This window comes from Bradyrhizobium sp. Kon58, from assembly GCF_055807455.1.
Genome location: NZ_JBVVOT010000007.1, coordinates 246,976 through 269,258 on the forward strand (window position 1 = coordinate 246,976; position 22,283 = coordinate 269,258).

General features: G+C 64.2%; 20 protein-coding genes. 9 read left to right on the forward strand and 11 right to left on the reverse strand.

What is annotated here, in order from left to right; genetic code table 11:
* Positions 1-126 precede the first annotated feature (126 nt).
* Positions 127-2,385 (reverse strand): GumC family protein, encoded by a 2,259-nt coding sequence (locus AC0L20_RS15605; RefSeq protein ID WP_473289418.1) that lies wholly within the window; start codon positions 2,383-2,385, stop codon positions 127-129.
* Between the two features lie 203 nt (positions 2,386-2,588).
* Here AC0L20_RS15605 and AC0L20_RS15610 point away from each other — a divergent pair, with 203 nt between their 5' ends.
* From AC0L20_RS15610 to AC0L20_RS15620, 3 genes are all read left to right on the forward strand, one after another.
* Positions 2,589-3,722 carry a glycosyltransferase family 4 protein gene (locus tag AC0L20_RS15610; protein ID WP_473289420.1) on the forward strand — a complete coding sequence of 378 codons (1,134 nt, stop codon included), beginning with the start codon at positions 2,589-2,591 and terminating at the stop codon, positions 3,720-3,722.
* Positions 3,723-3,843: 121 nt separating this feature from the next.
* Positions 3,844-5,394, forward strand: coding sequence for an undecaprenyl-phosphate glucose phosphotransferase (locus AC0L20_RS15615; protein ID WP_473289422.1), 1,551 nt, complete (start codon positions 3,844-3,846; stop codon positions 5,392-5,394).
* Positions 5,395-5,551: 157 nt separating this feature from the next.
* Entirely contained in the window at positions 5,552-6,808 is a 1,257-nt protein-coding gene (locus AC0L20_RS15620; RefSeq protein ID WP_473289425.1) for an O-antigen ligase family protein, read from the forward strand.
* Here AC0L20_RS15620 and AC0L20_RS15625 read toward each other — a convergent pair.
* Complete coding sequence (locus tag AC0L20_RS15625) at positions 6,777-7,253, reverse strand: MarR family transcriptional regulator (protein WP_473289546.1); 477 nt, start codon at positions 7,251-7,253, stop codon at positions 6,777-6,779. The two genes, AC0L20_RS15620 and AC0L20_RS15625, sit on opposite strands and share 32 nt — an antisense overlap.
* Before the next feature lie 146 nt (positions 7,254-7,399).
* Between AC0L20_RS15625 and AC0L20_RS15630 the strand changes: the two genes are divergently transcribed.
* A complete protein-coding gene (locus AC0L20_RS15630) occupies positions 7,400-8,596 on the forward strand; it encodes an FAD-dependent monooxygenase (RefSeq protein ID WP_473289427.1) in 1,197 nt (398 codons plus the stop codon).
* An 87-nt stretch (positions 8,597-8,683) separates the two neighbouring features.
* Here AC0L20_RS15630 and AC0L20_RS15635 read toward each other — a convergent pair whose 3' ends face one another.
* Complete coding sequence (locus tag AC0L20_RS15635) at positions 8,684-9,157, reverse strand: MarR family winged helix-turn-helix transcriptional regulator (RefSeq protein ID WP_473289429.1); 474 nt, start codon at positions 9,155-9,157, stop codon at positions 8,684-8,686.
* Positions 9,158-9,274: 117 nt separating this feature from the next.
* Here AC0L20_RS15635 and AC0L20_RS15640 point away from each other — a divergent pair, with 117 nt between their 5' ends.
* Positions 9,275-9,781, forward strand: coding sequence for a hypothetical protein (locus tag AC0L20_RS15640; RefSeq protein WP_473289432.1), 507 nt, complete (start codon positions 9,275-9,277; stop codon positions 9,779-9,781).
* Here the strand turns inward: AC0L20_RS15640 and AC0L20_RS15645 are convergent.
* Genes AC0L20_RS15645 through AC0L20_RS15660 form a run of 4 tightly spaced genes read right to left on the reverse strand, consistent with a single transcriptional unit; the run spans position 9,732 to position 13,717 of the window.
* Positions 9,732-10,907 carry a saccharopine dehydrogenase family protein gene (locus AC0L20_RS15645; protein WP_473289435.1) on the reverse strand — a complete coding sequence of 392 codons (1,176 nt, stop codon included), beginning with the start codon at positions 10,905-10,907 and terminating at the stop codon, positions 9,732-9,734. The two genes, AC0L20_RS15640 and AC0L20_RS15645, sit on opposite strands and share 50 nt — an antisense overlap.
* 27 nt (positions 10,908-10,934) lie before the next feature.
* Positions 10,935-12,113: a saccharopine dehydrogenase family protein gene (locus AC0L20_RS15650; RefSeq protein ID WP_473289438.1), complete on the reverse strand. Its 1,179-nt coding sequence runs from the start codon at positions 12,111-12,113 to the stop codon at positions 10,935-10,937.
* Positions 12,114-12,127: 14 nt separating this feature from the next.
* On the reverse strand, positions 12,128-12,910 hold the full coding sequence (locus AC0L20_RS15655) for a DUF169 domain-containing protein (protein ID WP_219682248.1): 783 nt from the start codon (positions 12,908-12,910) through the stop codon (positions 12,128-12,130).
* A 57-nt stretch (positions 12,911-12,967) separates the two neighbouring features.
* Positions 12,968-13,717: a YdcF family protein gene (locus AC0L20_RS15660; RefSeq protein ID WP_473289441.1), complete on the reverse strand. Its 750-nt coding sequence runs from the start codon at positions 13,715-13,717 to the stop codon at positions 12,968-12,970.
* A 182-nt stretch (positions 13,718-13,899) separates the two neighbouring features.
* On the opposite strand from AC0L20_RS15660, the gene AC0L20_RS15665 reads away from it, so the two are divergent.
* From AC0L20_RS15665 to AC0L20_RS15675, 3 genes are all read left to right on the forward strand, one after another.
* Positions 13,900-14,841 carry an acetamidase/formamidase family protein gene (locus tag AC0L20_RS15665; RefSeq protein WP_473289443.1) on the forward strand — a complete coding sequence of 314 codons (942 nt, stop codon included), beginning with the start codon at positions 13,900-13,902 and terminating at the stop codon, positions 14,839-14,841.
* Positions 14,842-15,041: 200 nt separating this feature from the next.
* Positions 15,042-15,239 carry a hypothetical protein gene (locus AC0L20_RS15670; RefSeq protein WP_007603456.1) on the forward strand — a complete coding sequence of 66 codons (198 nt, stop codon included), beginning with the start codon at positions 15,042-15,044 and terminating at the stop codon, positions 15,237-15,239.
* A gap of 72 nt (positions 15,240-15,311) precedes the next feature.
* Complete coding sequence (locus AC0L20_RS15675) at positions 15,312-15,791, forward strand: GcrA family cell cycle regulator (protein WP_473289445.1); 480 nt, start codon at positions 15,312-15,314, stop codon at positions 15,789-15,791.
* Between the two features lie 332 nt (positions 15,792-16,123).
* Here AC0L20_RS15675 and AC0L20_RS15680 read toward each other — a convergent pair whose 3' ends face one another.
* Positions 16,124-17,680, reverse strand: a complete 1,557-nt coding sequence (locus tag AC0L20_RS15680) for a porin (RefSeq protein ID WP_456764052.1) — start codon at positions 17,678-17,680, stop codon at positions 16,124-16,126.
* A 404-nt stretch (positions 17,681-18,084) separates the two neighbouring features.
* On the opposite strand from AC0L20_RS15680, the gene AC0L20_RS15685 reads away from it, so the two are divergent.
* A complete protein-coding gene (locus AC0L20_RS15685) occupies positions 18,085-18,591 on the forward strand; it encodes a MarR family winged helix-turn-helix transcriptional regulator (RefSeq protein WP_027567247.1) in 507 nt (168 codons plus the stop codon).
* Positions 18,592-18,601: 10 nt separating this feature from the next.
* On the opposite strand, the gene AC0L20_RS15690 is transcribed toward AC0L20_RS15685, so the two are convergent.
* From AC0L20_RS15690 to AC0L20_RS15700, 3 genes are all read right to left on the reverse strand, one after another.
* Positions 18,602-19,714, reverse strand: a complete 1,113-nt coding sequence (locus AC0L20_RS15690) for an alpha/beta hydrolase family protein (protein ID WP_473289452.1) — start codon at positions 19,712-19,714, stop codon at positions 18,602-18,604.
* 264 nt (positions 19,715-19,978) lie between these two features.
* Positions 19,979-20,950: an SDR family NAD(P)-dependent oxidoreductase gene (locus AC0L20_RS15695; RefSeq protein WP_473289454.1), complete on the reverse strand. Its 972-nt coding sequence runs from the start codon at positions 20,948-20,950 to the stop codon at positions 19,979-19,981.
* Between the two features lie 145 nt (positions 20,951-21,095).
* Complete coding sequence (locus tag AC0L20_RS15700) at positions 21,096-22,004, reverse strand: dihydrodipicolinate synthase family protein (RefSeq protein WP_473289456.1); 909 nt, start codon at positions 22,002-22,004, stop codon at positions 21,096-21,098.
* Between the last annotated feature and the right edge of the window lie 279 nt (positions 22,005-22,283).

A 22,283-nucleotide genomic window follows, 5' to 3' on the forward strand; every position in this document is an offset into this window, starting at 1 on the left:
CGGAGAGATACCCCTCACCCGTCTCGCCGCTATCGCGATAGCCGATGCGATGCATCGGCGTCCTTAAGAACGGCGGCCGAAGGCCGCCTCTGCCACCCTCTCGCGCAAGGGGAGAGGGAAAAACAATCACGCCGCCACGACGCGTGGCGCGTCCCTCGCATCCGACGGCTGCACCGGCCTGCTCAGCATCGTCACTTCGCTGAAGCCGACGGCGCCGAGCTGCTCGCACATCAGCGCTCGCGCATCCGGCGTCATCGACACCTCGGGCACCACGACGGCGCGGGCATTCGCCGTCAGGAGCTCGGCCGGAAGGTCGGAGGCACTGCCGGCATCGAGCAGCACGTGGTCGTAGGCGCGCAGCAGCGCGTCGATCGCGAGCGTCACGCGGGGCGACTGCAACAGGCTGCGATCGAAGCCGGGACGGCCGGCCATGACCAGATGCAGCCGCGAGAGCTTGTCCCGGGTGATGATCTGCGCGAACGACGCCTCGCCCTGCATCAGCTCGGCAAGGCCGGGTGCCGAGGCATCGACGGACACGGCGGCCATGGTCGGCGAGGACGCGGCGAGATCGACCACGACGACCCGCGCATCGCGCGCCAGGTGCCGGGCCAATGTCAGCGTCGACAGCGTGATGGCTTCGCCGCTCGCAGTGCCGAGCACCGTGACTTTCTTCGCCATGGCCCCGGCGGCGCGCAGGCTGTCGGCCAGATGCTCGATCTCCGCGAATTCGGTGACATCGGCATCAGCCGTCATCTCCGGCTGAAGCGGCGCGGGTTCTGCCGTGACCGGATCGACGAAGGGCTCGACGACCATCGGTTGGGCAACCGATTCATAGCGCGCCGGCGTCCGCGTTTGCGTGAACACCGCCACGGCACGGGGCGCGGTCTGGCGCAACAATTCTCCGGTGACGACGACGCCGGACGAGAGCAGCAGTGTCGCGATCGTCGCGATCAGCACGATCGGCAGCTTCTTCGGATAGGCCGGCGTGTTCGAGACGACGGCGCGCGAGATGATGCGGCCATCCGTCGGCGCGGTGTCGATCGTCTCGCGGGTGTTGGCTTCACGGTACTTCGCGAGATAGGTTTCGAGCAGGTCGCGCTGGGCCTTGGCCTCACGCTCGAGGGCGCGGAGCTGCACGTCCTGGCCGTTGGTGGCCGTCGCCTGCTTCTTGAGCTGCTCGAGGCTCGCCGACAATTCCTGAACGCGGCCGCTGGCGGCACGCGCATCGTTTTCGAGCGTACGGGCGAGCTTGGCGGCCTCGTCGCGGATCTGGGTATCGAGGTCGGCGAGCTGCGCCTTCAATTCCTTGATCCGCGGATGGTTGCCGAGCAACGTCGACGATTGCTCGGCCAGCTGCGCCCGCAATGCCACGCGCTGCTGCGAAGGCGTCCGCATGGATTCCGAGTTCAAAATTTCCGACGATTCGATCGGCTTGCCGCTCTGGATCATCTCGCGGATCAGGCGCGCCTTGGACTCGGCGTCGGCCTTGAGCGCGCGCGCATTGTTGAGCTGGGTGTTGACCTCGCCCATCTGCTGGTTCGACAAGGTCGTGTTGTTGGTGCCGACGAACAGGCTCGACTTGGAGCGGAAGTCCTCGGCCTTCGCTTCGGCCTCGGAGACATTCCGTCGCAGCTCGTCGATCCTGCCGGCATACCACTGGCTGGCGTTTCGGGCCTGATCTTGGCGCGCATCCTGCTGGAGCACGAGATAGCCGTCGGCGATCGAATTGGCGACGCGCACGGCGAGATCTGGATCGGCAGACTGGAATTCGATCACGATCACGCGCGACTTGTCGACGGCGTAGGCCTGGAGGCGCTCGTAATAGGCGTCCAGCACCCGCTCTTCCGGCGTCATCGAGAACGGATCGCGGCCGATGCCGATCAGCGCCGCAAGCGACTTCAGTGGCGAAATGCCTTGCAGCACCGGATCGAACTCGGGCCGCTCCGCAAGCTTGTTCTTCTTGATGATCTCGCGCGCGAGATCGCGTGACAGCACGAGCTGCACCTGGCTGGTGACGGCTTCGGCGTCGAGCGCCTGCCGTTCCTCGGCGCGATCGCTGTTGGGGCGCAGAAACACGTTCTCGCGGCCGTCGATCAGGATGCGGGATTCGGACTTGTAGCGCGGCGTGATGAGATTGACGATCGCGATGGACGTGACGAGTGCCAGCACCGTCGGCACGATGATCCAGCTCCGCTTGCGCGCCAATGCCGCGCCGAGCGCGTGCAGGTCGATGTCGCCGGATTCGACTGGCGCGGGCCGTGGAGCGATGGGCGCAGGCTTTGCTTCAATCCGGGGATCGGGTTCGGCCCGCTTGGCTGCAGCTTTCGAGACAGCCCGCTCGACCACCGCCTTGTCCTTGTCGGCACGCCAGAACGCTAAACGCATCGAACACTCCCGCAGGCGCAACGCCACGAACCTACCTCAACCGGGGCGATTACACTCCATTAAGGTTGCCGCTGGGTTAATCGCGGCGTGCGGCAGCTCGCGCGTGCACGTCCGTCACCGTTTGTTAACCACGAGGGCTCTTAATCCGTCTCGATATTTCGTCAGATTGTTCGAGCATTCGCCGTCGAGCGCTGGTTTTGATCATGCCCCCCTCTCCCGACCAGCCGCTTCGCATCCTGCACGCCGTGCGCGCTCCGGTCGGCGGCATCTTCCGCCACATCCTCGATGTCGCCAACGGTCAGGTCGATCGTGGCCATCATGTCGGCATCCTCGCCGACAGTCTCACCGGCGGTGAGCGCGCCGACAAGGCCCTTGCCGAGCTCGCACCGCGGCTGAAGCTCGGCGTGCACCGGATGGCGATCCGCCGCGAACCCTCACTCGACGATGTCCTGGTCTGGTTCCGCTTGCGGCGCCTGATCGCCACGCTCAAGCCCGACGTGATGCATGGCCACGGTGCCAAGGCCGGCGCTTTCATCCGCATGCGGCGGCGATCCGGCGACAGCATCCGCATCTACACCCCGCATGGCGGCTCGTTGCATTATCCCCTCAACACCTTCAAGGGCGAGTTTTACGCGCGGCTCGAGCGTACGCTGATGGACGCGACCGACCTGTTCCTGTTCGAAAGCGCGTTTGCCCGCGACACCTATCAGCGCATCGTCGGCAAGCCGAAGGGCGTGGTGCATTGCGTCTTCAACGGCGTGACGCCGGAGGAATTCGAACCTGTCGTCATGGCCGACGACGCCACCGACCTCGCTTATGTCGGTGAGTTCAGGCACATCAAGGGTGCCGATCTGCTGGTCGACGCGGTGGCGCGCCTGCACGAGGGCGGCAAGAAGGTCACGCTGACGCTCGGCGGCGATGGCGAGGAGACCGCGGCGCTGAAGGCGCAAGTCGAGAGGCTCGGCCTCTCCAGCGCTATCCGCTTCATCGGTCACGTCAAGGCACGCTACGGCTTTTCCAAGGGGCGGCTGCTGGTCGTTCCCTCGCGTGGCGATTCCATGCCCTATGTCGTGATCGAGGCCGGTGCCGCCGGCATTCCGATGATCGCATCCAAGATCGGCGGCATTCCCGAGATTTTCGGCGCGGAGAACCCGGCGCTGTTTGCGCCGAGCAACGCGGACGCCATGGCGGAGGCGATTGCGGCCGCGCTCGACGATCCGCTGGGAACAGCGCAGCGCGCCTCGTCGCTTCGCGAGCGCATCTCCGCGCATTTCTCCCAGCAGGCGATGGTCGAGGGCGTGCTCGCGGGCTATCGCGACGCATTTACCAATCACTAACCACTCTTAAGACCCGCTTTAGAGAATCTTCCGATTTGTCCGATAATCCAAGCGCCAGGGGATGCTCGCCCGGGGCGCAAGGACGCGGCCCCGCGGGTTTTTGGAATGGACGTGGACGCCCGTGGAACCGCTCAACGCACGCTCGATGCTCGATGCCGCGACCAGCGCCGCGGCGAAGCCGGCTGACCGGCCCTTTGTGGAGCGCCGCCAGCGGCTCTCGTCCGCCGCGCTCGACGTCGTCAACCAGAAAGTCGCCCGCGCCTATTCACCGATCGTGATCACCGGCTTCGTACGCCTCGCCGATTTCGCGCTGCTGAGCCTCGTCGGCATCGTCCTCTATCTCGGCTATGTCATGCCGCACGCCGGCTCCTTCAGCTGGATCTATCCCGCGCAGGTCATCGCCGTCGCGGTTTCCGCCGTGGTCTGCTTCCAGGCCGCCGACATCTATCAGGTACAGCTGTTCCGCGGCCAGCTCCGGCAGATGACGCGGATGATCTCGTCCTGGTCGTTCGTCTTCCTGCTGTTCATCGGCATCTCCTTCTTCGCCAAGTTCGGCAGCGAAATATCGCGGCTGTGGCTTGCCGCCTTCTACGTCCTCGGGCTCGCCGCGCTCCTCTGCGAGCGTCTGGTGCTGCGCTCGCTGGTGCGCGCCTGGGGACGCGAGGGTCGGCTCGACCGCCGCACCATCATCGTCGGCTCCGACCGCAACGGCGAACAATTGGTCGAGGCGCTGAAGGAGCAGGAGGATTCCGACATCCACGTGCTCGGCGTGTTCGACGACCGCAACGACAGCCGCGCGCTGGACACCTGTGCCGGCGCGCGCAAGCTCGGCAAGGTCGACGACATCGTCGAGTTCGCACGCCGCACCCGCGTCGATCTCGTGCTGTTCGCGCTGCCGATCTCCGCCGAGACGCGCATCCTGGAGATGCTGAAGAAACTCTGGGTGCTGCCGGTGGACATCCGCCTCTCCGCGCACACCAACAAGCTGCGCTTCCGCCCCCGCTCCTATTCCTATATCGGCGAGGTGCCGACGCTGGATGTGTTCGAGGCGCCGATCACCGACTGGGACCTGGTGATGAAATGGCTGTTCGACCGCGTCGTCGGCACGCTCGCGCTGCTCGTGGCCTTGCCGGTGATGGGATTGGTGGCGCTGGCCGTGAAGCTCGACAGTCCCGGCCCCGTGCTGTTCCGCCAAAAGCGCTTCGGCTTCAACAACGAGCGCATCGACGTCTACAAGTTCCGCTCGATGTACCATCATCAGGCTGATCCGACGGCCTCGAAGGTCGTGACCAAGAACGACTCGCGCGTTACCCGCGTCGGCCGCTTCATCCGCAAGACCAGCCTCGACGAGCTGCCGCAGCTCTTCAACGTGGTCTTCTCCGGCGATCTCTCTTTGGTCGGCCCGCGTCCACATGCGGTGCAAGGCAAGCTGCAGAGCCGTCTGTTCGACGAAGCCGTCGACGGCTATTTCGCCCGCCACCGGGTCAAGCCCGGCATCACCGGCTGGGCCCAGATCAACGGCTGGCGCGGCGAGATCGACAATGAAGAGAAGATCCAGAAGCGCGTCGAGTTCGACCTCTATTACATCGAGAACTGGTCGGTGCTGTTCGATCTCGTCATTCTGCTGAAGACGCCGATCTCGCTGCTGACCAAGAACGAGAACGCGTATTGAGTTGAATTTCTCCGTCATGCCCCGCGAAGGCGGGGCATCCAGTACGCCGCGGCGCCGCCATAGAGCCTCGCTGTCTCGGAGTACTGGATCGCCCGGTCAAGCCGGGCGATGACAGCGATGTTTGTGGCGTATGAGTAGCGTAACGTATGAGCGTGTGATGGCGTATGCGGCGACAGCCGGCGAGATGAATGCAGCGGTTCGCGCTGCGCCCGGCGTGCTGGCCCTCCAGCGCGCACTGGTATGGCTGGTCGGCGCCGCCGGCGCGATCGTCTTCATCGAGCCGAGTCCCTACGAGATCGTGACGCTGCTGGCCACCGTCACCTTCTTCGCTACCGGCCTGCGTCTGCGGCTCGCTTTGATGCCACTGGTGCTGATGCTGGTCCTGCTCAATATCGGCTACACGATCAGCGCGATCCCGCTGTTCGAGCAGTCCGAGGTGGTCAGCTGGATTGCAACCTCCTGGTACATGGCGGTGACGGTCGTGTTCTTCGCCATGGTCACGTCGGAGGACACCGCGGCCCGGCTCGACATGCTCCGCCGCGGGCTCGTGGTCGGCGCGATGGTCGCCTCGCTATTGGCGGTCGCCGGCTACTTCCACCTGGTTCCCGGCGGCGACGACCTCCTCACACTGTACGGACGCGCGCGCGGCACCTTCAAGGACCCGAACGTGCTCGGCGCCTTCCTGATCCTGCCGGCACTGTTCTCGTTGCAGAGCGTCGTCTCCGACAAGTTCGGCAAGGCGTTTCGCAACGTCATTGCCTTTGGCATCATGTCGCTGGCGATCCTGCTCGCGTTCTCCCGCGCCGCCTGGGGCGGGCTGGTGCTGACATCCGCCTTCATGCTGGCGCTGATGGTGCTGACCAGCCGCACCAACGCGCAACGCTCGCGAATCATCGTCATGGCGATCCTGGCCGCGGTGCTGGGCCTCGCGCTGATCGCGGTGTTGATGTCGTTCGATTCCACCGCCGAGATGTTCAAGCAGCGCGCGAGCTTCGACCAAAGCTATGACGAAGGCAGGTTCGGCCGGTTCGGCCGGCACATCCTGGGAGCGGAGATGGCGCTCGACCTGCCGTTCGGCATCGGCCCTCTACAATTCCACCGCTTCTTCCCCGAGGACACCCACAACTCCTATCTCAACGCCTTCATGTCCGGCGGCTGGCTGTCAGGCATCTGCTATCCCGCGCTGGTCTTCACGACCGTCATCATGGGTGTCAGGCACATCTTCGTGCCCGTGCCCTGGCAGCGCGCTTATCTGGCGGTGTTCTCCGGCTTCGTCGGCACCGTCGGCGAAAGTTTTGTGATCGACACCGACCACTGGCGGCATTTCTGGATGATGCTGGGCGCGATGTGGGGCATGATCGCGGCCGCGCAGATCTACAAGGCTAGGACTGGCGACGAAGCTTCTTCAGCTTGAGATCGGGGCGTTTCTCCGGCGGCGTGTCAAGCAGGCCCTTCAGCGCCGCGGTCGCCGCCAGCACGCCCTTGTAGCCCTCATTGGCGAAGCGTAGCAGCAGACGCAATTCCTGGTCGGAATAGCTGCCGAAAACCTTTTCCATCGCCTGCTGCATCGGCACGTAGAACTGGCCAAGCCTTTCTATCGCCTCCGGCACGACGGCAATGAAGACCTTGCGACGATCGGCATCGTCGCGCTCACGACGCACCAGGCCTGCCTTTTCGAGCCGGTCGACCACACCGGTAATGGCCCCCGTCGTGAGCCCCGTGACTTCGGCGAGCCGGCCGGCGGTGACACGGCCTTCGAGATACAGGATGTCCATGCATTCGAGGTCGGAATTGGCAATTCCGGCAACGTTCGCAACGGTCTGGCCATAGAGCACGCCCTGCGCGGACGACCTGCGCATCGCCTCCTCGAGTTCCTGCAGCAGCGCAGCGCGCGCCTTCGTCCTTGACAAGACAGACCTCGTATCTTACTCGATATATATCTTAGTCACTAAGATATTTAGCGACCATAATTCTCCTAGCACCACGGAAACGTCGGGAGCAAGCCATGTCCTATCGTCCTCGCAAGGCCCTGATCATCGGCGCCGGCATTGCCGGCCCCGTCGCGGCGGTTCTGCTGCGCCGCGCCGGCATCGAGTCCGCGATCTACGAGGCCTGGCCCTATTCGAAAGGCATCGGCGGCGGCCTTCAGATCGCGCCGAACGGCATGCAGGTCATGGACGAGATCGGCCTTTCGAACGAGCTGATCAGCCGCGGCTCGATCGCGGAATCGTTCGACTTCTATTCGCAAGGCGGGAAGAGGCTCGGCTCGATCAATCGCGACATGGCGCGGCGTTTCGGCCAGCCCGCGGTCAATGTCTGCCGCGCCACGCTGAACGAGATGCTGATCGACAAGGCCTGGTGCGCGTGCGTTTCACTCTATTTCGAGAAGCGCCTGATCAAGATCGAGGATCGCGGCGACCAGCCGATCATCGCCTACTTCGCCGACGGCACCACGGCCGAGGGCGACTTCCTGATCGGCGCCGACGGCGTGCACTCGGTAGCGCGCCGCCAGGTGGTGCCGGACGGGCCGCAGCCGTTCGACACCGGATTGATCGGCTTCGGCGGTTTCGTGCCGCACGCCGTCCTCGACGGCCGGCCGATCGGCCGGCATGTCGAGACCACGTTCGGGCAGAGCGGCTTCTTCGGCTACGGCTATTGCAGTCCCGATCCGGACGACGGCGTGATGTGGTGGAGCACGCAGCCCGCGCACGGCATGGACGCGGCGATGTTCCGCGCGCTCGACCGTGCGACGCTGAAGCAGCACCTGCGCGGCTTCCACCGCGGCTGGCACGATCCGATCCCCGGCATCATCGAGGCAGCCGAGAACATCGTGGTCACCGACACGCTCGACGTCGCCACCCTGCCGACCTGGTCGCGCAAGCGCTCGCTGCTGATCGGCGATGCCGCCCATGCGACCAGCCCCCACGCCGGCCAGGGCGCCTCGCTCGCGCTGGAGGATGCGATGCGCCTCGCCCGGTTGATGCAGCAAGGCCAGGAGCTCGGCGCCACCTTCCAGGCCTTCGAGGCCGAACGGCGCCCGCGCACGGAAAAGATCGTCGCGCTGGCCCGCCGCAACGGCAACAGCAAGCGCGAATTCAGCGCCACCGGCGCGTGGATCCGCAATCGGATGATGAAGTGGCTGTTGCCACTGGGCGCAAAGAGCATGGATTTCATGTACGCCTACGACGCGCGGGCGGTGTAAGCGCATCAGGTCGAAGCGGCCTCGGTACGGGCGGCGCTAGAAGGACGCAGAGCGTCACCACTTAGTCGATGTCGGCACGACGATTGATCAAGCCTCTGTAGCACTCTCTTGGTCTTCAAGCCTCTTGCGCAGCGCCTTCATGAGGCGACCGGCGGTCCTGAGGTCTTCCATAGGAAGACCTTGCACAAGGGAGTTGATCCTTGGGTCATACAGGCGGATGGCAGCGTCGTAAGTCTTCCGCCCCTTGTCCGTCAGCACCACGAGGTGGGCGCGACGGTGATGTGGATTGGGCTCAAACGTAACGAGCCCGTCCTGCGCCAGGTCATTGACGATGCGCTGAACGTTCTGGCGGTTCGCTCCGAGGTCGCGGGCGAGCCAGGCGACCGGTTGGGCGCGATCCGCGGCTACGATTGCCCCCAGAATTTGCCAGCGGGCGCTTGTCAGGCCGAGCGAAGCGACCAGCCGGTCGCCCCACGTCACGGTCAGGTTATTGACCCTGAACAGATCGAGAATGAGGTCAGTCAAGGCATCACCAGCCGGAGATCGCTTCGTAGCGCGCATATTGTCACCATGAATTTATTGACATCATAATGTCAATATGGTTCCTTGAAGCATAAATATCGACACCATCGTGTCACATTGAACAAGCTAGCCGTTCTCGGTCAAGGAAACCTAATTATGATCAAGGTGATTCATCCCATCGCTGGCGCCATCGCGCTTCTGACCATTTCGACATTTTGGCTGTCGACTGCGCTCAGTGAGCTTTTCGCGTCCCAAGCCGTCATCACCGCCGTCAAGACGGCCATACCATGGGGCTTTCTTTTGTTGGTCCCGGCGCTGGCGGCGGCGGGCGGCACGGGCTTTACACTGGCACGGGGTCGGCGAGCCGGCATGGTCGGCGCGAAGATCAAGCGAATGCCGCTGATCGCCGGCAATGGCATCCTGGTGCTGGTCCCCGCCGCACTGTTCCTCGCACATAAGGCGAGTGCCGCCGAGCTTGATGCAGTGTTCTATGCGGTGCAGGCTGTCGAGCTTGCCGCAGGAGCTATGAACATCACCTTGCTCGTGCTCAACACGCGAGACGGCTTGAGGATGAAAGGTCGGTTTCGCCGCGTGGGAGAGGCGAAGGTGACAGCTACTTCTCCACTGCGAACGTCAGCCCCGCGTTCTCGACCAGCCGCTTGATCAGTTTGTGCTGCATCGCTGCGCCCGGCGTCCAGAGACCAGCCGGTACGGCTGGCGTGTCGCGCAACAGGCAGATTGCGCATTCGGAGATGATCTTCGCCGTCGACGCATAACCCGGATCGAGATCGCCCTTGACCGCCGCGCGAACCTGGCGGCCATCGGGAGCAATTGCGACATAGAGCAGGTCGTAATGACCGTTGTCGCGCTCCTCCTTTGAGGGGCCCTCGCCGGGCTTGAGCGCTTCAGGACCGGTCTTTTCGCCGTTGGCGGCCATGACGCGCTTGGCGTTGGCCTGCCCTTCCTCCCCCGCCCCCGTCAGCACCATTTCGTCGTAGACGAAGTCCCCGCCATAGGGGAATCCCATCAGCATGTTCGAGCGATGGACATTGCGCGTATTGAGGATCGCCATCGCGAACGGTGCGGACCAGGATTGCAAGTCCTCCTCGAAGATGGGCCTGTTGCCGCGCGGCTGTTTCGGTCCCTCGAACCCCGGCGTGAAGGCAAATGGGTCTTTGAGGATCGACACCAGGCTGAGGTCCTGCGCCACCGCCTCAAAGGTGACCCTTGCACTTGCCGAAGTGCCGCCGGAGAATTTCCAGCTGAGGTCGCGGACGCGGCCCTTGACGCGCGGCGCCGGTGCGCCGAACACGCGCCTGGCCTGCTCTTGCACGAAGAATGCACCGAGTTCGAACGGCACCGAATCGAATCCGCAGGAGAACAGGATCCGGGCGCCGCTCGCTTTCGCCGCGGCTTCATGCTTGTCGATCATCTGCTTCAGCCAGATCGGCTCGCCGCAGAGATCCATGTAGTCGGTGCCCGACGCGACGCAGGCCGCAAGCAGATCGGAGCCATAGAGCTGGTATGGACCGACCGTGGTGATGACCAGCTTCGCCTGATCGACCATCGCCCGCAATGACGTAGAATCGGCTGCGTCCGCAACGATGAGCGGCGTGTCGGCAGGCGCGCCGATCGCATCGCGGACTAATGCGAGCTTGTCACTGCTGCGCCCCGCCATCGCCCATGTCAGCGCGCCGTCACCGACGTAATGCGCGGCCAGGTACTCGGCGACCAGCTGGCCGGTATATCCGGTTGCGCCATAGACGACGATGTCGAATTTTGCGGACACGGATCGGCTTCCCGGGGATCGTGGGCTTTAAGCTTCCACGGCGAACGTCAGCCCGGCGTTCTCGACCAACCGCTTGATCAGCTTGTGCTGCATCGCCGCGCCCGGCGTCCAGAAGCCGGCTGCGACGTCGGTCGTGTCACGCAGCATGCAGATCGCGCATTCGGAGATCATCTTCGAGGTCGACCCGTAGCCGGGATCGCGGTCGCCGGTGACGCCGGCGCGAACCATGCGGCCATCGGGCGCGATCGCGATATAGAGCAGATCGAACAGACCGTTGTCGCGCTCTTCCTTCGACGGCCCCTCGCCCGGCTTCGGTGCGTCGGGGCCGGTCTTGCCCGCATTGGCGGCCATCACGAGCTTGGCGTTGGCCTCGCCCTTCTCGCCGGGACCGGTCAGGACCATCTCGTCATAGACGAAGTCCTGGCCGTAGGGGAATCCCATCAGCATGTTGGAGCGGTGAACGTTGCGCGTGTTGATCAGCGCCATCATGAACGGCGCCGCCCAGGATTGCAGGTCGTCCTCGAAGGCGGCCCTGTTGCCTTTCGGCTGCTTCGGGCCGGTGAAGCCGGGCGTCAGTGCAAAATGATCGTTGAGAATGGCGACGAGGCTGAGATCCTTGGCCACGGCATCGAAGGTCGCCTTCGCGCTCGCGGCGGTGCCGCCCGAGAGCGTGCCGCGCATGTCGCGCACACGCCCTTTCACCCGCGGGGCCGGCGCGCCGAAGACACGTTTGGCCTCTTCCTGGACGAAGAACGTACCGAGCTCGAACGGCACGGAATCGTAGCCGCACGAAAACACGATCCGCGCGCCGCTTTCTTTTGCAGCCGCCTCGTACTTGTCGATCATCTGGCGCATCCAGATCGGCTCGCCGCAGAGATCGAAATAATCCGTGCCGGTGGCGACGCAGGCCGCGAGCAGTTCCTCACCGTAGAACTGATACGGACCGACGGTGGTGATCACCGACATCGTCCGTTCCGCCATCGCCTTCAGCGAGGCCGCATCCGACGCATCCGCGACAATGAGCTCTGTATTCCCGGGCGCGCCGATCGCATCGCGCACTGATTTCAGCTTGCCGAGGCTGCGGCCCGCCATCGCCCATTTGAGCGAATGGTCGCTCTTGTAATGCTGGGTCAGATATTCGGCGACGAGCTGGCCGGTAAAACCGGTCGCGCCATAGACGACGATGTCGAATTTCGCAGAGCTCATGGTCGGCCTTTACTTTACTTCTTCGCGTAGCTCACGCCCATGCCGGCACGGACGTCGCTTTGAATACCATAGGGCGGGATCGGATAACGCAGGCCGTTCTTCGCCAGCGCCTTCATGCCCACAACCGCCTTGGCGAGATGTTCCGGCTTCAGGGCCATCAGCATCTCCTCGTCCGGTACGCCGCCATAGCGCCGTTCGGCATAGCATGGCAAGGACAGGCTGGGCTCACCGCTCTTGAGCGCCCTGCCCCAGGAATCGGCGCAAGCGGTCTCGCCGACCACGCCCCATTCGAACTTCTTGTAGCCGGTATATTGCAGCCCGTTGATCAGGATGATCATCTGCCCCGGCGTCGCATAGACGAGACAGATGTCCGGCGGATCGAGCCGGCCGCTCGCCAGCGGGCTGACTGCGAGCGCCTGATATTGCCCGAACGGAACCACGTCCAGCGCCTCCTGGCGCTTGCGTGCGTCCTCCGCGGTGCCGTGCCAGACCCCGACATAGTTTTCGCCGGCGAGCCATTTCTCGTCCTGTGGTGCAAGGCCGATCACCGCGCGGCATTGTGCGCCGACGAGATCGTCGGCCGTGATGCCGACGGTCCAGCCCAGACGCGCCGCCATGCTGACGATCTGATCGGTGGTGTGGACTGCGTTCGGCCGCCGGATTTTCGGGATTGCCTCCATGTCCGCGGTCCGCGCGAACAGCTTCATGCCGATCACCGTGGTCTTCAGCCGCAGCAGGCTGTTGAGATCGGCAACGAGGCCGGCAAGATCGATGCTGTCTGCACTCTGCTGTTGCATGGCGTCCTCCCGGCCGGGCGTTCGCGCACCGGCGCTGTTATTGTTTCTTGAACGGTTCTAGTCCTTCGCCGGTCCCGGGAGCAACTCGCCAGTCCGGTCCATCAGCCGGTAGGCGACGAGCCCGATCCATTCGCGCACCGCGACCTCGGTTCGGCCGAGCCCGTCCGTGCCGACATTAGTGAAAGAGAAGAGATCGTCGCGCCCGCCCATTCGCCAGTCCACGGGATAGGCTTCGACGTCAAATCCCGCCTTGCGAAAGATCCCCATCGAACGCGGCATGTGAAAGGCCGAGGTGACCAGGAGCCAGCGCTCGCCCGGCTTGGGCGCCACCAATTGTTTGGTGAAGATGGCATTCTCGTAGGTGTTGCGAGAGTCCCGCTCGAGGATCAGGCGCTGCTTCGCGATGCCCAAATTCTCCAGGATCGGCGCGGAGTAGTCGGCCTCCCGGGCGCCTGTCGAAACCAGGTTCGCGGTGCCCCCGGTGAAAACAACGCGCGTGTTCGGATAGCGGCGCGCGAGCTCGGCCGGCGCAAACAGGCGATCGGCCGCGTGCGCGACGACCGGCGTGCGGTGCGCCGCCGACAGATCGGTATCGACCGAGCCGCCGAGCACGATGATGCCGTCGGGCGCACCGCGCGACGGATCCCACGGCGGAAAACGCGACTCCAGCGGATAGAGCAAAAGGTTGCCGAGCGGCGAAAACGCGGCGAGCGCCAGCATGATCAGCGTGGCCGCGGCGAGCTTGCGGCCGAAGGCGGCAAAGCGCGTCGCCATCAGGACGACCGAGGCGATCCCGAGCTCGATCATCAAGTTGATCGGCAGCACCGCAGTGCCGAGGGTCTTGGACAGGACAAAAAGCAGGGGAGCCTCGCTGGAATGATCGTGCCTGGTGCGCGCGGACTTGACCCGCCCGTCGATCTTCAGAAAGCTTCTTGGAAGAGGATCGATTGCCTGGTCAAGCCCGGGCCTGCGAAATGGACGGATACCACATGACCCATCACCACCTGCATTCCAGCCCCGAGACCTGTCATTGGGGCTTCTTCGAAGCCGCGCTCAAGCCCGTCCTCACCATCGCGAGCGGCGACGAGGTCACGATCGACACCATCAGCGGCGGTCCGGACATGCTGCCCGACCCCAGCAAGTTTCACATTCCGCCCGAGATGCACGAGGTTCACGCCAAGAACGAGCGCATGCTGCCCGGCCATATCCTCACCGGCCCGATCGCGGTCGAGGGGGCCGAGCCCGGCGACGTGCTCGCGGTCGAGATCCTCGACGTCCAGCTCCGGCAGGATTGGGGCTGGAACATGATCAAGCCGCTGTCCGGCACCCTGCCCGACGATTTTCACGAGACGCGCATCCTGAACATCCCGCTCGACCGGTCACGGATGGTCGCCCGCATGCCGTGGGGGCTCGACCTGCCGCTCAAGCCGTTCTTCGGCGTGATGGGCGTTTCGCCGCCTCCGGCCTGGGGCCGTATCTCCTCGCTGGTCCCGCGCGCCATGGGCGGCAATCTCGACAACAAGGAGCTTGGCGCCGGCGCGACGCTGTACCTGCCGGTGTTCGTCCCGGGCGCGCTGTTCTCCTGCGGCGACGGCCATGGCGTGCAGGGCGACGGCGAGGTCTGCGTCACCGCGATCGAGACCGCACTCCAGGGCCGCTTTCGCCTGACGTTGCGCAAGGATCTCAGGCTCGACTATCCCCGCGGCGAGACGGCGACGCATTACATGACCATGGCGATGGACCCCGACCTCGACCAGTGCGTGGTGCGGGCGCTGCGCGACATGATCGTGCTGCTCGGCGAGAGGCGCAATTTGTCGCGCGAGGACGCCTATACGCTGTGCAGCCTGGCGGCGGATCTGCGGGTGACCCAGACCGTCAACGGCTCCAAGGGGATCCATTGCATGATCGACAAGGCGATCGTGCACGGCTGAGCCGACCCGCCCTCTCCTGACCCCTCGAGGCCACGCCGCCGCCTGCCTGCTCGCGCAGCGTGTCCTGCCGCGCCTGATTTCTCTCGCGATTCCAACGAGCTGACCGAGCGTCGCAGCCTGCATTTGACTTTCGCTGCCAAACCTAAATAGAGTCTTAATCGTAACTTTTATGTACCCGCGTATGAGGCTAGCGTTTAGGCATGGCCACCGAAAAAGCCGAGACTGACCGCATCCCCGTAACCTTGGCGCTCTCGACCATCACCTATCTGGAGAAGCTGGTGAGACAGGGCACCCACGGCACCAGCGTTCCCGGCGTCGCACGTACCTTGATCGAGGAAGGCATCCGTCTCGCCATCAAGGACGGGCTTTTGTCGATCCGCGACAATGGCAGGACGTGAGCGCGCGCCGAACGTGAGGCGGACGGATCTCGAGAGGCGGATGGCCGACATCTGCAACCTGGGACCGCACCAATGCCTGTTCTCTCACCAACCTGGACCGACGAACGACTTGAACTTTTGAAGCAGCATTTCGAGGCCGGCCTCTCCTGCCGCGAGATCGCCGCCGACATCGGCGTCAGCCGCAATGCCGTGATCGGCAAGCTGTCTCGCCTCAATCTGACGCGCGGCCGAACCGTCGACGATCGCAAGGTTCAGGACAGGGGCCTGGCGCCTTCGCGCACGTCGCGGACCGTGCCGCGGCTGCAATACGAGATGCTCGCCACGATCTACGGCGAGACCGATGCGCCGATAGTCACCGGTCCGATCGACGACGCCAATCGCTGCTCACTGCTCGAGCTTGCCGAGAACCGCTGCCGCTGGCCGATCTCGACGCCCGGCGCCGACGATTTCTGCTTCTGCGGCAATTCCGCACCCGACGGCCAGTCCTATTGCGCCGGCCACAGCCGCCTCGCCTATCGGCCGAATTCCCGCGCGCGCGTCATGCGCGCTTAGAACCATATCCTAGAGCCGTGTCCTCAAACGAAAAACCTCCGGCAGGGCATTGCCGGAGGTTTCTGGAGGTTTAGCATCAAGTCAGAGCCGCAACTTTCGTCATCGGCTGAGACCTATATAGCTTAGTAACTCAGGTAAGTAAATAAATTTGGGCCGATCGAATTGCATGGCTCGTCTTCGTCGCCCGCACGAGCCGCCGGATTTTCCGAACGCCCATCCCGCGAAAGGCCCAGCTCGTAAAAAAGCCCCGGCGGTGTCCCGCCGGGGCTGCGTCATATCCGAAGACCCATATCTGAAGACCAAGTCCGAAGACCAGGTCCGACGATCAAGGCTTACCAGTTGCGCTGAGCGCGAACGAGCAGGCTGTAGGTGTCCTGGTCCTTCAGCTCATAAGCCGCTGCAGGCTTGGCAACGCTGGTGAGCGCCGGCGTCGTGATCACGCCCGAGTACTTCTGGTCAAGGTGGCTGTAGGTGAAGTCAGCCGAGAAGGTCAGGTTCTTGACCGGGGTCCAGCGGGTGATGACACCGATCTGGCCGATGTTGAAGTCCGGGTTGCAGGTGCCGGTCAGGGTCGCGAACGCGGCGCTGCCGCAGATCATGCCCTTGGCCGTGCCGCTGTAGTTGACGGCGGCCCACGCACCATAGAGCGCCGAGTTCCAGTACGGGCTCCAGTTGTGGGTGTAGGCACCACGGAAGCCGTAAGTCTTGGTCAGCTCGAGGCCGCTGCCGGGTGCGAACACCGCGTCAGACACGCCGGCGAAGCCGATGCTCTGATACGCGCCACCCGAACCGCCGAACATCGAGTAGTTGGTCGCTGCCAGCTCCTGGAAGTTGTAGCGGCTCGCGCCATCAGTGTAGACGCCCGAGATGTTGATCAAGTCCCCGGCGCCGGTCGGGATGTTCTTGATCGACAGAGCCAGCTGGACGGCCCAGCCCCACTTGTCTTCAGGATGACCGGTGGCTTCGCTCGCGCCGTAATAGGCGACATGGTTGTCGTGCGCCGCGACCGAGGCCTGGAACAGGCCCCAGGCCTGGTCGACACGGAGCGTGCCGACGAGATCGGGGGCGCGGGTGCCGCCGAGATCGTTGGAGCCGTAGGCACCGCCGAGGACGCCGGTGGTGGACATGCCGGCCGTATTCCAGAGGGCGGTCTGGAAGACCTGCGTCTGGTCCTGGGCCGAGACGATCGCCGTCACGCCCTGGCCGAGATCGGCGGTGTAGGTGAACTGGGCAACACCGTTGGTGCTGCCGCTGCCGCCGACGAGCTGGTCGAAGTTGTTGCCGGGATAGTTGATCCAGGGCGCGTCGAACTGCGACACCGCCTTACCCATGGTGAAACCGGCGAACTGGATGAAGGCGTAGTAGACGCCGAGCGCGCCGCCCGAGATCCCCCCGTCGGTGCCGTTGATGGCGCCGCCGCTGGACCCGATCAGACCCGTGCCTGCGGCGTTGACGCCGAGCGTGCTGCTGTACTGGGTGGCACCCGTTCCCGAACCGGCGCCGACATAGTTGCCGGTCGTCCAGGTGAAGACCGCATCGAAATAGGTGCGGACAACGCCGTACTCGGTCGCGGTGCGCGTGTCGATGTTGAGATCTTCACGAGCGCGCATCGAGTAGTAGTTGGTCAGGCGGTTGTTCGCCGCGAAGACGTTGTTGTACTGGGCGCTGTAATTGCCGCCGGCATTGAGCGCCACTTCGGCACGCAGATAGCCGCCCAGCTTGATGCAGGTGTCGCTGCCCGGGATGTAGTAGAAACCCGCGCCGTAGAGCGAGCAGACCTTCACGTACTCGACCGCCTTGGCCTTGACCGGAAGATCAGCCGCCTGAGCTCCACCGACGGCGATCAGACCCGCCGCAGTGCCGAGCAAAAGGCTCTTCACCAATTTCATATTAAAACCTCCAAGTTGCTCATGTTACGAAGACCGGACCGTGAGGCCCCCCAGATCCCCGTATTTCAAATCCGCTCGGCCGCTTTGCGCTTTCGGACACACCCTCTTTCCACGCGAGGGACGTGAGCAAACCACCTGCAACGGGACGATCGAGTACCCCCACCGTCACGACGCAATATGCCTGCGCCGTTCACTAATCAAAATACCTTATTTGATCAGGTTTGTGGTTTCCCCAAACCTGTGCCCAGTGCGCAACACCACGGCGACGCGATTCCATGAGCTGATCATCTTTGTAGTTTTAGTGACGAAATTACCCTGCTCTGCACTTGCGTCAGAGCAGGCTTGCGTGGACTATGGCTTGCACGACACCGGCCGCATACAAATCAGATCACGGGAGTGACGCTGTGTCAGCGACGAGGAAAGAAGGGGCGCGCCTCCGCTCCATCGGCAATCTGGATATCATCAGGCGCTTCACCTGGGAGATATCGTCGATCAACATGTATCTGGAGGAGCTGCGTCAGTTCTGGGCGAGAACGCTCGGCATCAGCGGTCCGCAATGGTTGATCCTGATGGCGATCTCCGACCTCGACAAGGACGACGGCATTCCGGTCAACGTCGTCTCGAAACTCCTCCACGTCGATCCGTCGTTCGTCACCACCCAGTCCAAGCTGCTCGAGAAGAAGGCCCTGTTGCGCCGTCGTCCCTCGCCGACCGACGCAAGGGTGGTCCGGCTGTCCCTGACCGAGAAGACGCAGAAGCACCTGGCGAGCCTCAACGAGCAGTACAAGACGATCAAGGAATTCGTCTTCCAGGAGTTCGACGAGAAAGAGCTGACGGAATTCACCACCAAGCTCGCAATGCTGAAGACCCGTCTCGAAAAGGCCTGCGTCCGCCTGACCCTCGACTTCTGAGGCGACGTCCTCAGATGCGTCCCGCCGCGCCGAGCCGCGATTCGAGCCAGTCGAAGATGTATTCGTTGGCAAGGCTCGGATTGTCCGCGTGGGCCTGCGCCGCGCCGGTTTCGGCCGCGGTGAACACCTTCAACATGACATCCGAACTGCCGAGCCGGGACGTCTGGACAATCTGACGTGCCCGATCGGCCTTGAGCCAGCCGTCCTCGCCGAGCGTGATCAGCACGGGACAGTCGGCGCTGGAGGCCATCAGCGGCGCATGCGGCACCGGAACGATGCTGACGTCGCTCATCGCGAATCGGCTGGCAAAGAAGGCCCGTTCGTGCAGGTCCCACAGGCCGCCATCGCAGACGGCGGCGGCAAGCCGCGGCTCCTGCAACACTGCGCGCGCCACGAAGGAAGAGCCCCAGCCATCGGCGACGATCGCGACACGTGCGAAATCGACCTCGCTGCACGTCTCCAGATAGTCCATCACGCACGGAATCGCACTCTCGAGATCCCGGCGCCGCAACAGCGTGTCGAGATGATCGTCGCGCTGCTCGCCGAACAGGTCCAGCGCCAGCAGCGAGAAGCCGCGCTCGCGCGCATGCGGCGCGAGCTTGAACAGAAATTCCTCCTTGCGGTGGCCGGGCTCGCCGATGCAAATCACGGTCGGAGCTCGCACGCGTCCCGACGGTGCGGGCAAGAAATAGCCCTGCAACGAATGGCCGTCGAGCCAGGGTATCGTCATGACTTCCCCGGCCGGATCGCGCGCGGCGAGGAAGCGGCGGGCGCAATCCTGCATCGCGAGCACCGCGACCCAGCGGCGCTCGTCCGCCGGATCGAGCGGCATCGCGGCCGCGCTGTAGTAATTCATGGCGCGGAGCCAGTTGCGCTGCGCGGTCGCCCTGTGACCTTCCGCGAACGCGGCCTCGGCACGAAGCCGATTGGCCTGCGCCAGATTCTTCCACTCGCGATGCCAGGATTGGTCGTTGCCCCGCTTCAGCTGCCGCGCGATCATCAGGCATTCGGCGATCGTGGCGCCGCCCTCCTGGGCCGCGGTCAGGAGCCGCGTGAACTCAGCGGAGATGTCCTCTCGCTCCGGGCAAAGGGTCCAGTCGTCGGAGAGGCATGCGGGTATCATCGGGAGCTACGCTCTGGTCATCGCCTTACACATGACTGAGTAAACTATTTTGGTTCCCTGACCAAGCTGCCGTGCGCCGAATGAGAGCCGTTCGAGATCACCATCGCTTGAACGCAGGGACGTGTTGCATGCGTGACATTCCTATTCGTCATGCGTGACCGAACACCCGCAAGAAGACTGGCAAGAGGTGGCACGCGAAATTGCCTGCGCGCCTCTTGCCATGATGAGCATCATACCTGTATCCGCGCGCGCTCGTTGACCGCCTCAGCCGAGCCGCCAGCCGACCTCTTGCGTAAAGCTTTCGAAGAAGGCGCGGTCGTAGGCCTGCTCCGGTGTGGCGCGCACGCGCTCGTCAAGGCGCTTTGCGTCCTCGCCCACGAGAATGCGCCATTGCTCCGCCTTGACCCCGTCGAGGATGATCCTGGCAGCCTGCGCCGCCGTCGTCGGCGCATCCTCGAGGAAGCTGCGGGCGCGCTCGGCGAACGCCGCCTGGATGTCCTCGTCCGACATCTTGTCGGCATCCGGCACGCCGGCCGCGACCATGCGCTTGCGGGTCAGCGCGACCTCGTCGGCATTGAGCCGCTCCGAACCGTCGGCGCTCTGCACCTTGCGCGAATTGGAGACGATCGAGGTACCGATATGGCCGGGCATCACCACGGAGCATTTGACATGCGGCGCGTGCAGGCGGAGGTCGTTGATCAGCGCTTCGGTAAATCCCTTCACGGCGAACTTTGCCGAGCTGTAGGCGGTGTGCGACTGGGTCATGCCGATCGAGGCCCAGAAGCCGTTGACGCTCGCGGTGTTGACGATGTGGGCCTCGTCGGCCGCGACCAGCATCGGCAGGAAGGTGCGGACGCCGAGATAGACGCCGCCCCAGCAGATGTTGAAGGTGCGCTCCCACTGCTCGCGGGTGTTGGTGAACAGGCTGCCGCCGCCGCCGATGCCGGCGTTGTTGAACAGAAGATGGATCCGGTCGGTCTTCTGCTGCTCGGCGAGCTCGTCGCGGAATCGCTTGAGATGATCCTCAATCGAGACGTCGGCGACATGGGTCGTGACGCGCAGGCCCTGCGGCAGCTTCTCGACCTCGCACAGCCGCTTGGTCTCGGCCATCGCGGCTTCGGAGACGTCGCACATCGCGACATTGCAGCCCTCGGCGACGAGCTGCCGCGCGAGCTCGCGTCCCATTCCCGTGCCGCCGCCGGTGATGACGGCGATCTTTCCTGCAAAATCCTTCATGGGACTTTCGGCCCCTCCCTTGACGGTATGTTTCTTCACAGCCAGCGCCGCGCGCATCGGAGCGCGCACAAAATGTAGCAGCGCCGCATCCGCAGGTAAAAGCGGATCGGCGCTGCCGTGGTCATCAGTTATTTCGGGGCGTGGACTATTCGGCCGCCTCGACACGCCGCCCGTTCAACGCGCCGAGCCCGTCCAGCGCCTTGCGGATCGCCGCCTGCTGCGCGCTTGAGGCCTCCGGCATCGGCGCGCGCGGATAAGTCCTGGGCAGCCCCTGCAGCGTCTGCGCATAGCGCGTGCAGGCCGGAAGATTGTCGGCGATCACGGCGTTCCACAGCGTCAGCAGCTTCTTGTGCAGGTCGAGCGCGCGCGGATGGTCACCCGCCTTCACCGCATCCCACAGCGCGACGGAGGCATGCGGCGCCGCGGTCAGGATCGCGGCGATCGAGCCATGCGCCCCCAACGTGTAGGACGGATACATCAGGGCATCGACCGCGCTGTAGATCAGCTTGTCCGGCGCCATCATCATGAGGTCCGCGAACAGTTTCAGGTCGCCCGCGCTCTGCTTGACGCCGACCACCAGCGGCACCTCGGTCATGATCCGCGTCAGCAGCGCCGGCGACAGATACGACCACGGCACCACGTTGTAGATGATGATGGGCATGCCGGTCTCGTCCGCCATGGCGCGGAAATGCGCCACCATCGCCTCGTCGTCCGGCTTGAACAGATAATGCACCGGCGTGACCTGGAGCGCCGCGACATTCATGTCGCGCACGAGCTTGCCGCGGCGGATCGCATCGCGCGTAGAATCGACGATGATGCCGGCGATGACGGGAATGCGTCCCTTCACCGCCGCAACCGTCGCTTCCATCAGGTCGCGATATTCCTCGTGATCGAGCGTGTGCCCCTCGCCGGTCGAGCCGCCGGCCGCGACGCCATGCGCGCCGGCGCCGATCATCCAGTCGACCTGGTGCGCCACCAAGGTGTAGTCGATCTCGCCATCCTTGCGGAACGGCGTCGTCATCGGCGGGATCACGCCGGTCGGTCGTGCCTTCATGGTCTGCCCTCGCGTTTCCATATCCCTTGTGGCGGTCCCGCTCTTTTGGCGGGTGGCCACGGTGCTTCCGAGCCTACCGGCTGCGCGCGGCCTGTGAAGCGCCACCGGCGCGGCGCTGCCCCCGGAATTCCACATCCCTGCGACTCACCCACCCGGTTCCCCGTATTTGCCCGGCTTCGGTTTATGGGCAATTTTTTTACAATCCGAATCGCTAAATGGAGTCCGGACGCTGGGTCGAGTCGGCCAGGCCAGCGTGTTGTTTGCGTCACAGGCTCTGGC

What these genes read in the sequence shown, in the direction of transcription:
- AC0L20_RS15605 (WP_473289418.1), bottom strand. Translation starts at nt 2,385, where the DNA reads ATGCGTTTAGCGTTCTGGCGTGCCGACAAGGACAAGGCGGTGGTCGAG.
- AC0L20_RS15695 (WP_473289454.1), bottom strand. Translation starts at nt 20,950, where the DNA reads ATGAAGGATTTTGCAGGAAAGATCGCCGTCATCACCGGCGGCGGCACG.
- AC0L20_RS15625 (WP_473289546.1), bottom strand. Translation starts at nt 7,253, where the DNA reads ATGCGCAGGTCGTCCGCGCAGGGCGTGCTCTATGGCCAGACCGTTGCG.
- AC0L20_RS15650 (WP_473289438.1), bottom strand. Translation starts at nt 12,113, where the DNA reads ATGAGCTCTGCGAAATTCGACATCGTCGTCTATGGCGCGACCGGTTTT.
- AC0L20_RS15680 (WP_456764052.1), bottom strand. Translation starts at nt 17,680, where the DNA reads ATGAAATTGGTGAAGAGCCTTTTGCTCGGCACTGCGGCGGGTCTGATC.
- AC0L20_RS15670 (WP_007603456.1), top strand. Translation starts at nt 15,042, where the DNA reads ATGGCCACCGAAAAAGCCGAGACTGACCGCATCCCCGTAACCTTGGCG.
- AC0L20_RS15610 (WP_473289420.1), top strand. Translation starts at nt 2,589, where the DNA reads ATGCCCCCCTCTCCCGACCAGCCGCTTCGCATCCTGCACGCCGTGCGC.
- AC0L20_RS15690 (WP_473289452.1), bottom strand. Translation starts at nt 19,714, where the DNA reads ATGATACCCGCATGCCTCTCCGACGACTGGACCCTTTGCCCGGAGCGA.
- AC0L20_RS15675 (WP_473289445.1), top strand. Translation starts at nt 15,312, where the DNA reads ATGCCTGTTCTCTCACCAACCTGGACCGACGAACGACTTGAACTTTTG.
- AC0L20_RS15620 (WP_473289425.1), top strand. Translation starts at nt 5,552, where the DNA reads ATGGCGTATGCGGCGACAGCCGGCGAGATGAATGCAGCGGTTCGCGCT.
- AC0L20_RS15635 (WP_473289429.1), bottom strand. Translation starts at nt 9,157, where the DNA reads ATGCGCGCTACGAAGCGATCTCCGGCTGGTGATGCCTTGACTGACCTC.
- AC0L20_RS15630 (WP_473289427.1), top strand. Translation starts at nt 7,400, where the DNA reads ATGTCCTATCGTCCTCGCAAGGCCCTGATCATCGGCGCCGGCATTGCC.
- AC0L20_RS15640 (WP_473289432.1), top strand. Translation starts at nt 9,275, where the DNA reads ATGATCAAGGTGATTCATCCCATCGCTGGCGCCATCGCGCTTCTGACC.
- AC0L20_RS15655 (WP_219682248.1), bottom strand. Translation starts at nt 12,910, where the DNA reads ATGCAACAGCAGAGTGCAGACAGCATCGATCTTGCCGGCCTCGTTGCC.
- AC0L20_RS15665 (WP_473289443.1), top strand. Translation starts at nt 13,900, where the DNA reads ATGACCCATCACCACCTGCATTCCAGCCCCGAGACCTGTCATTGGGGC.
- AC0L20_RS15700 (WP_473289456.1), bottom strand. Translation starts at nt 22,004, where the DNA reads ATGAAGGCACGACCGACCGGCGTGATCCCGCCGATGACGACGCCGTTC.
- AC0L20_RS15660 (WP_473289441.1), bottom strand. Translation starts at nt 13,717, where the DNA reads ATGATCGAGCTCGGGATCGCCTCGGTCGTCCTGATGGCGACGCGCTTT.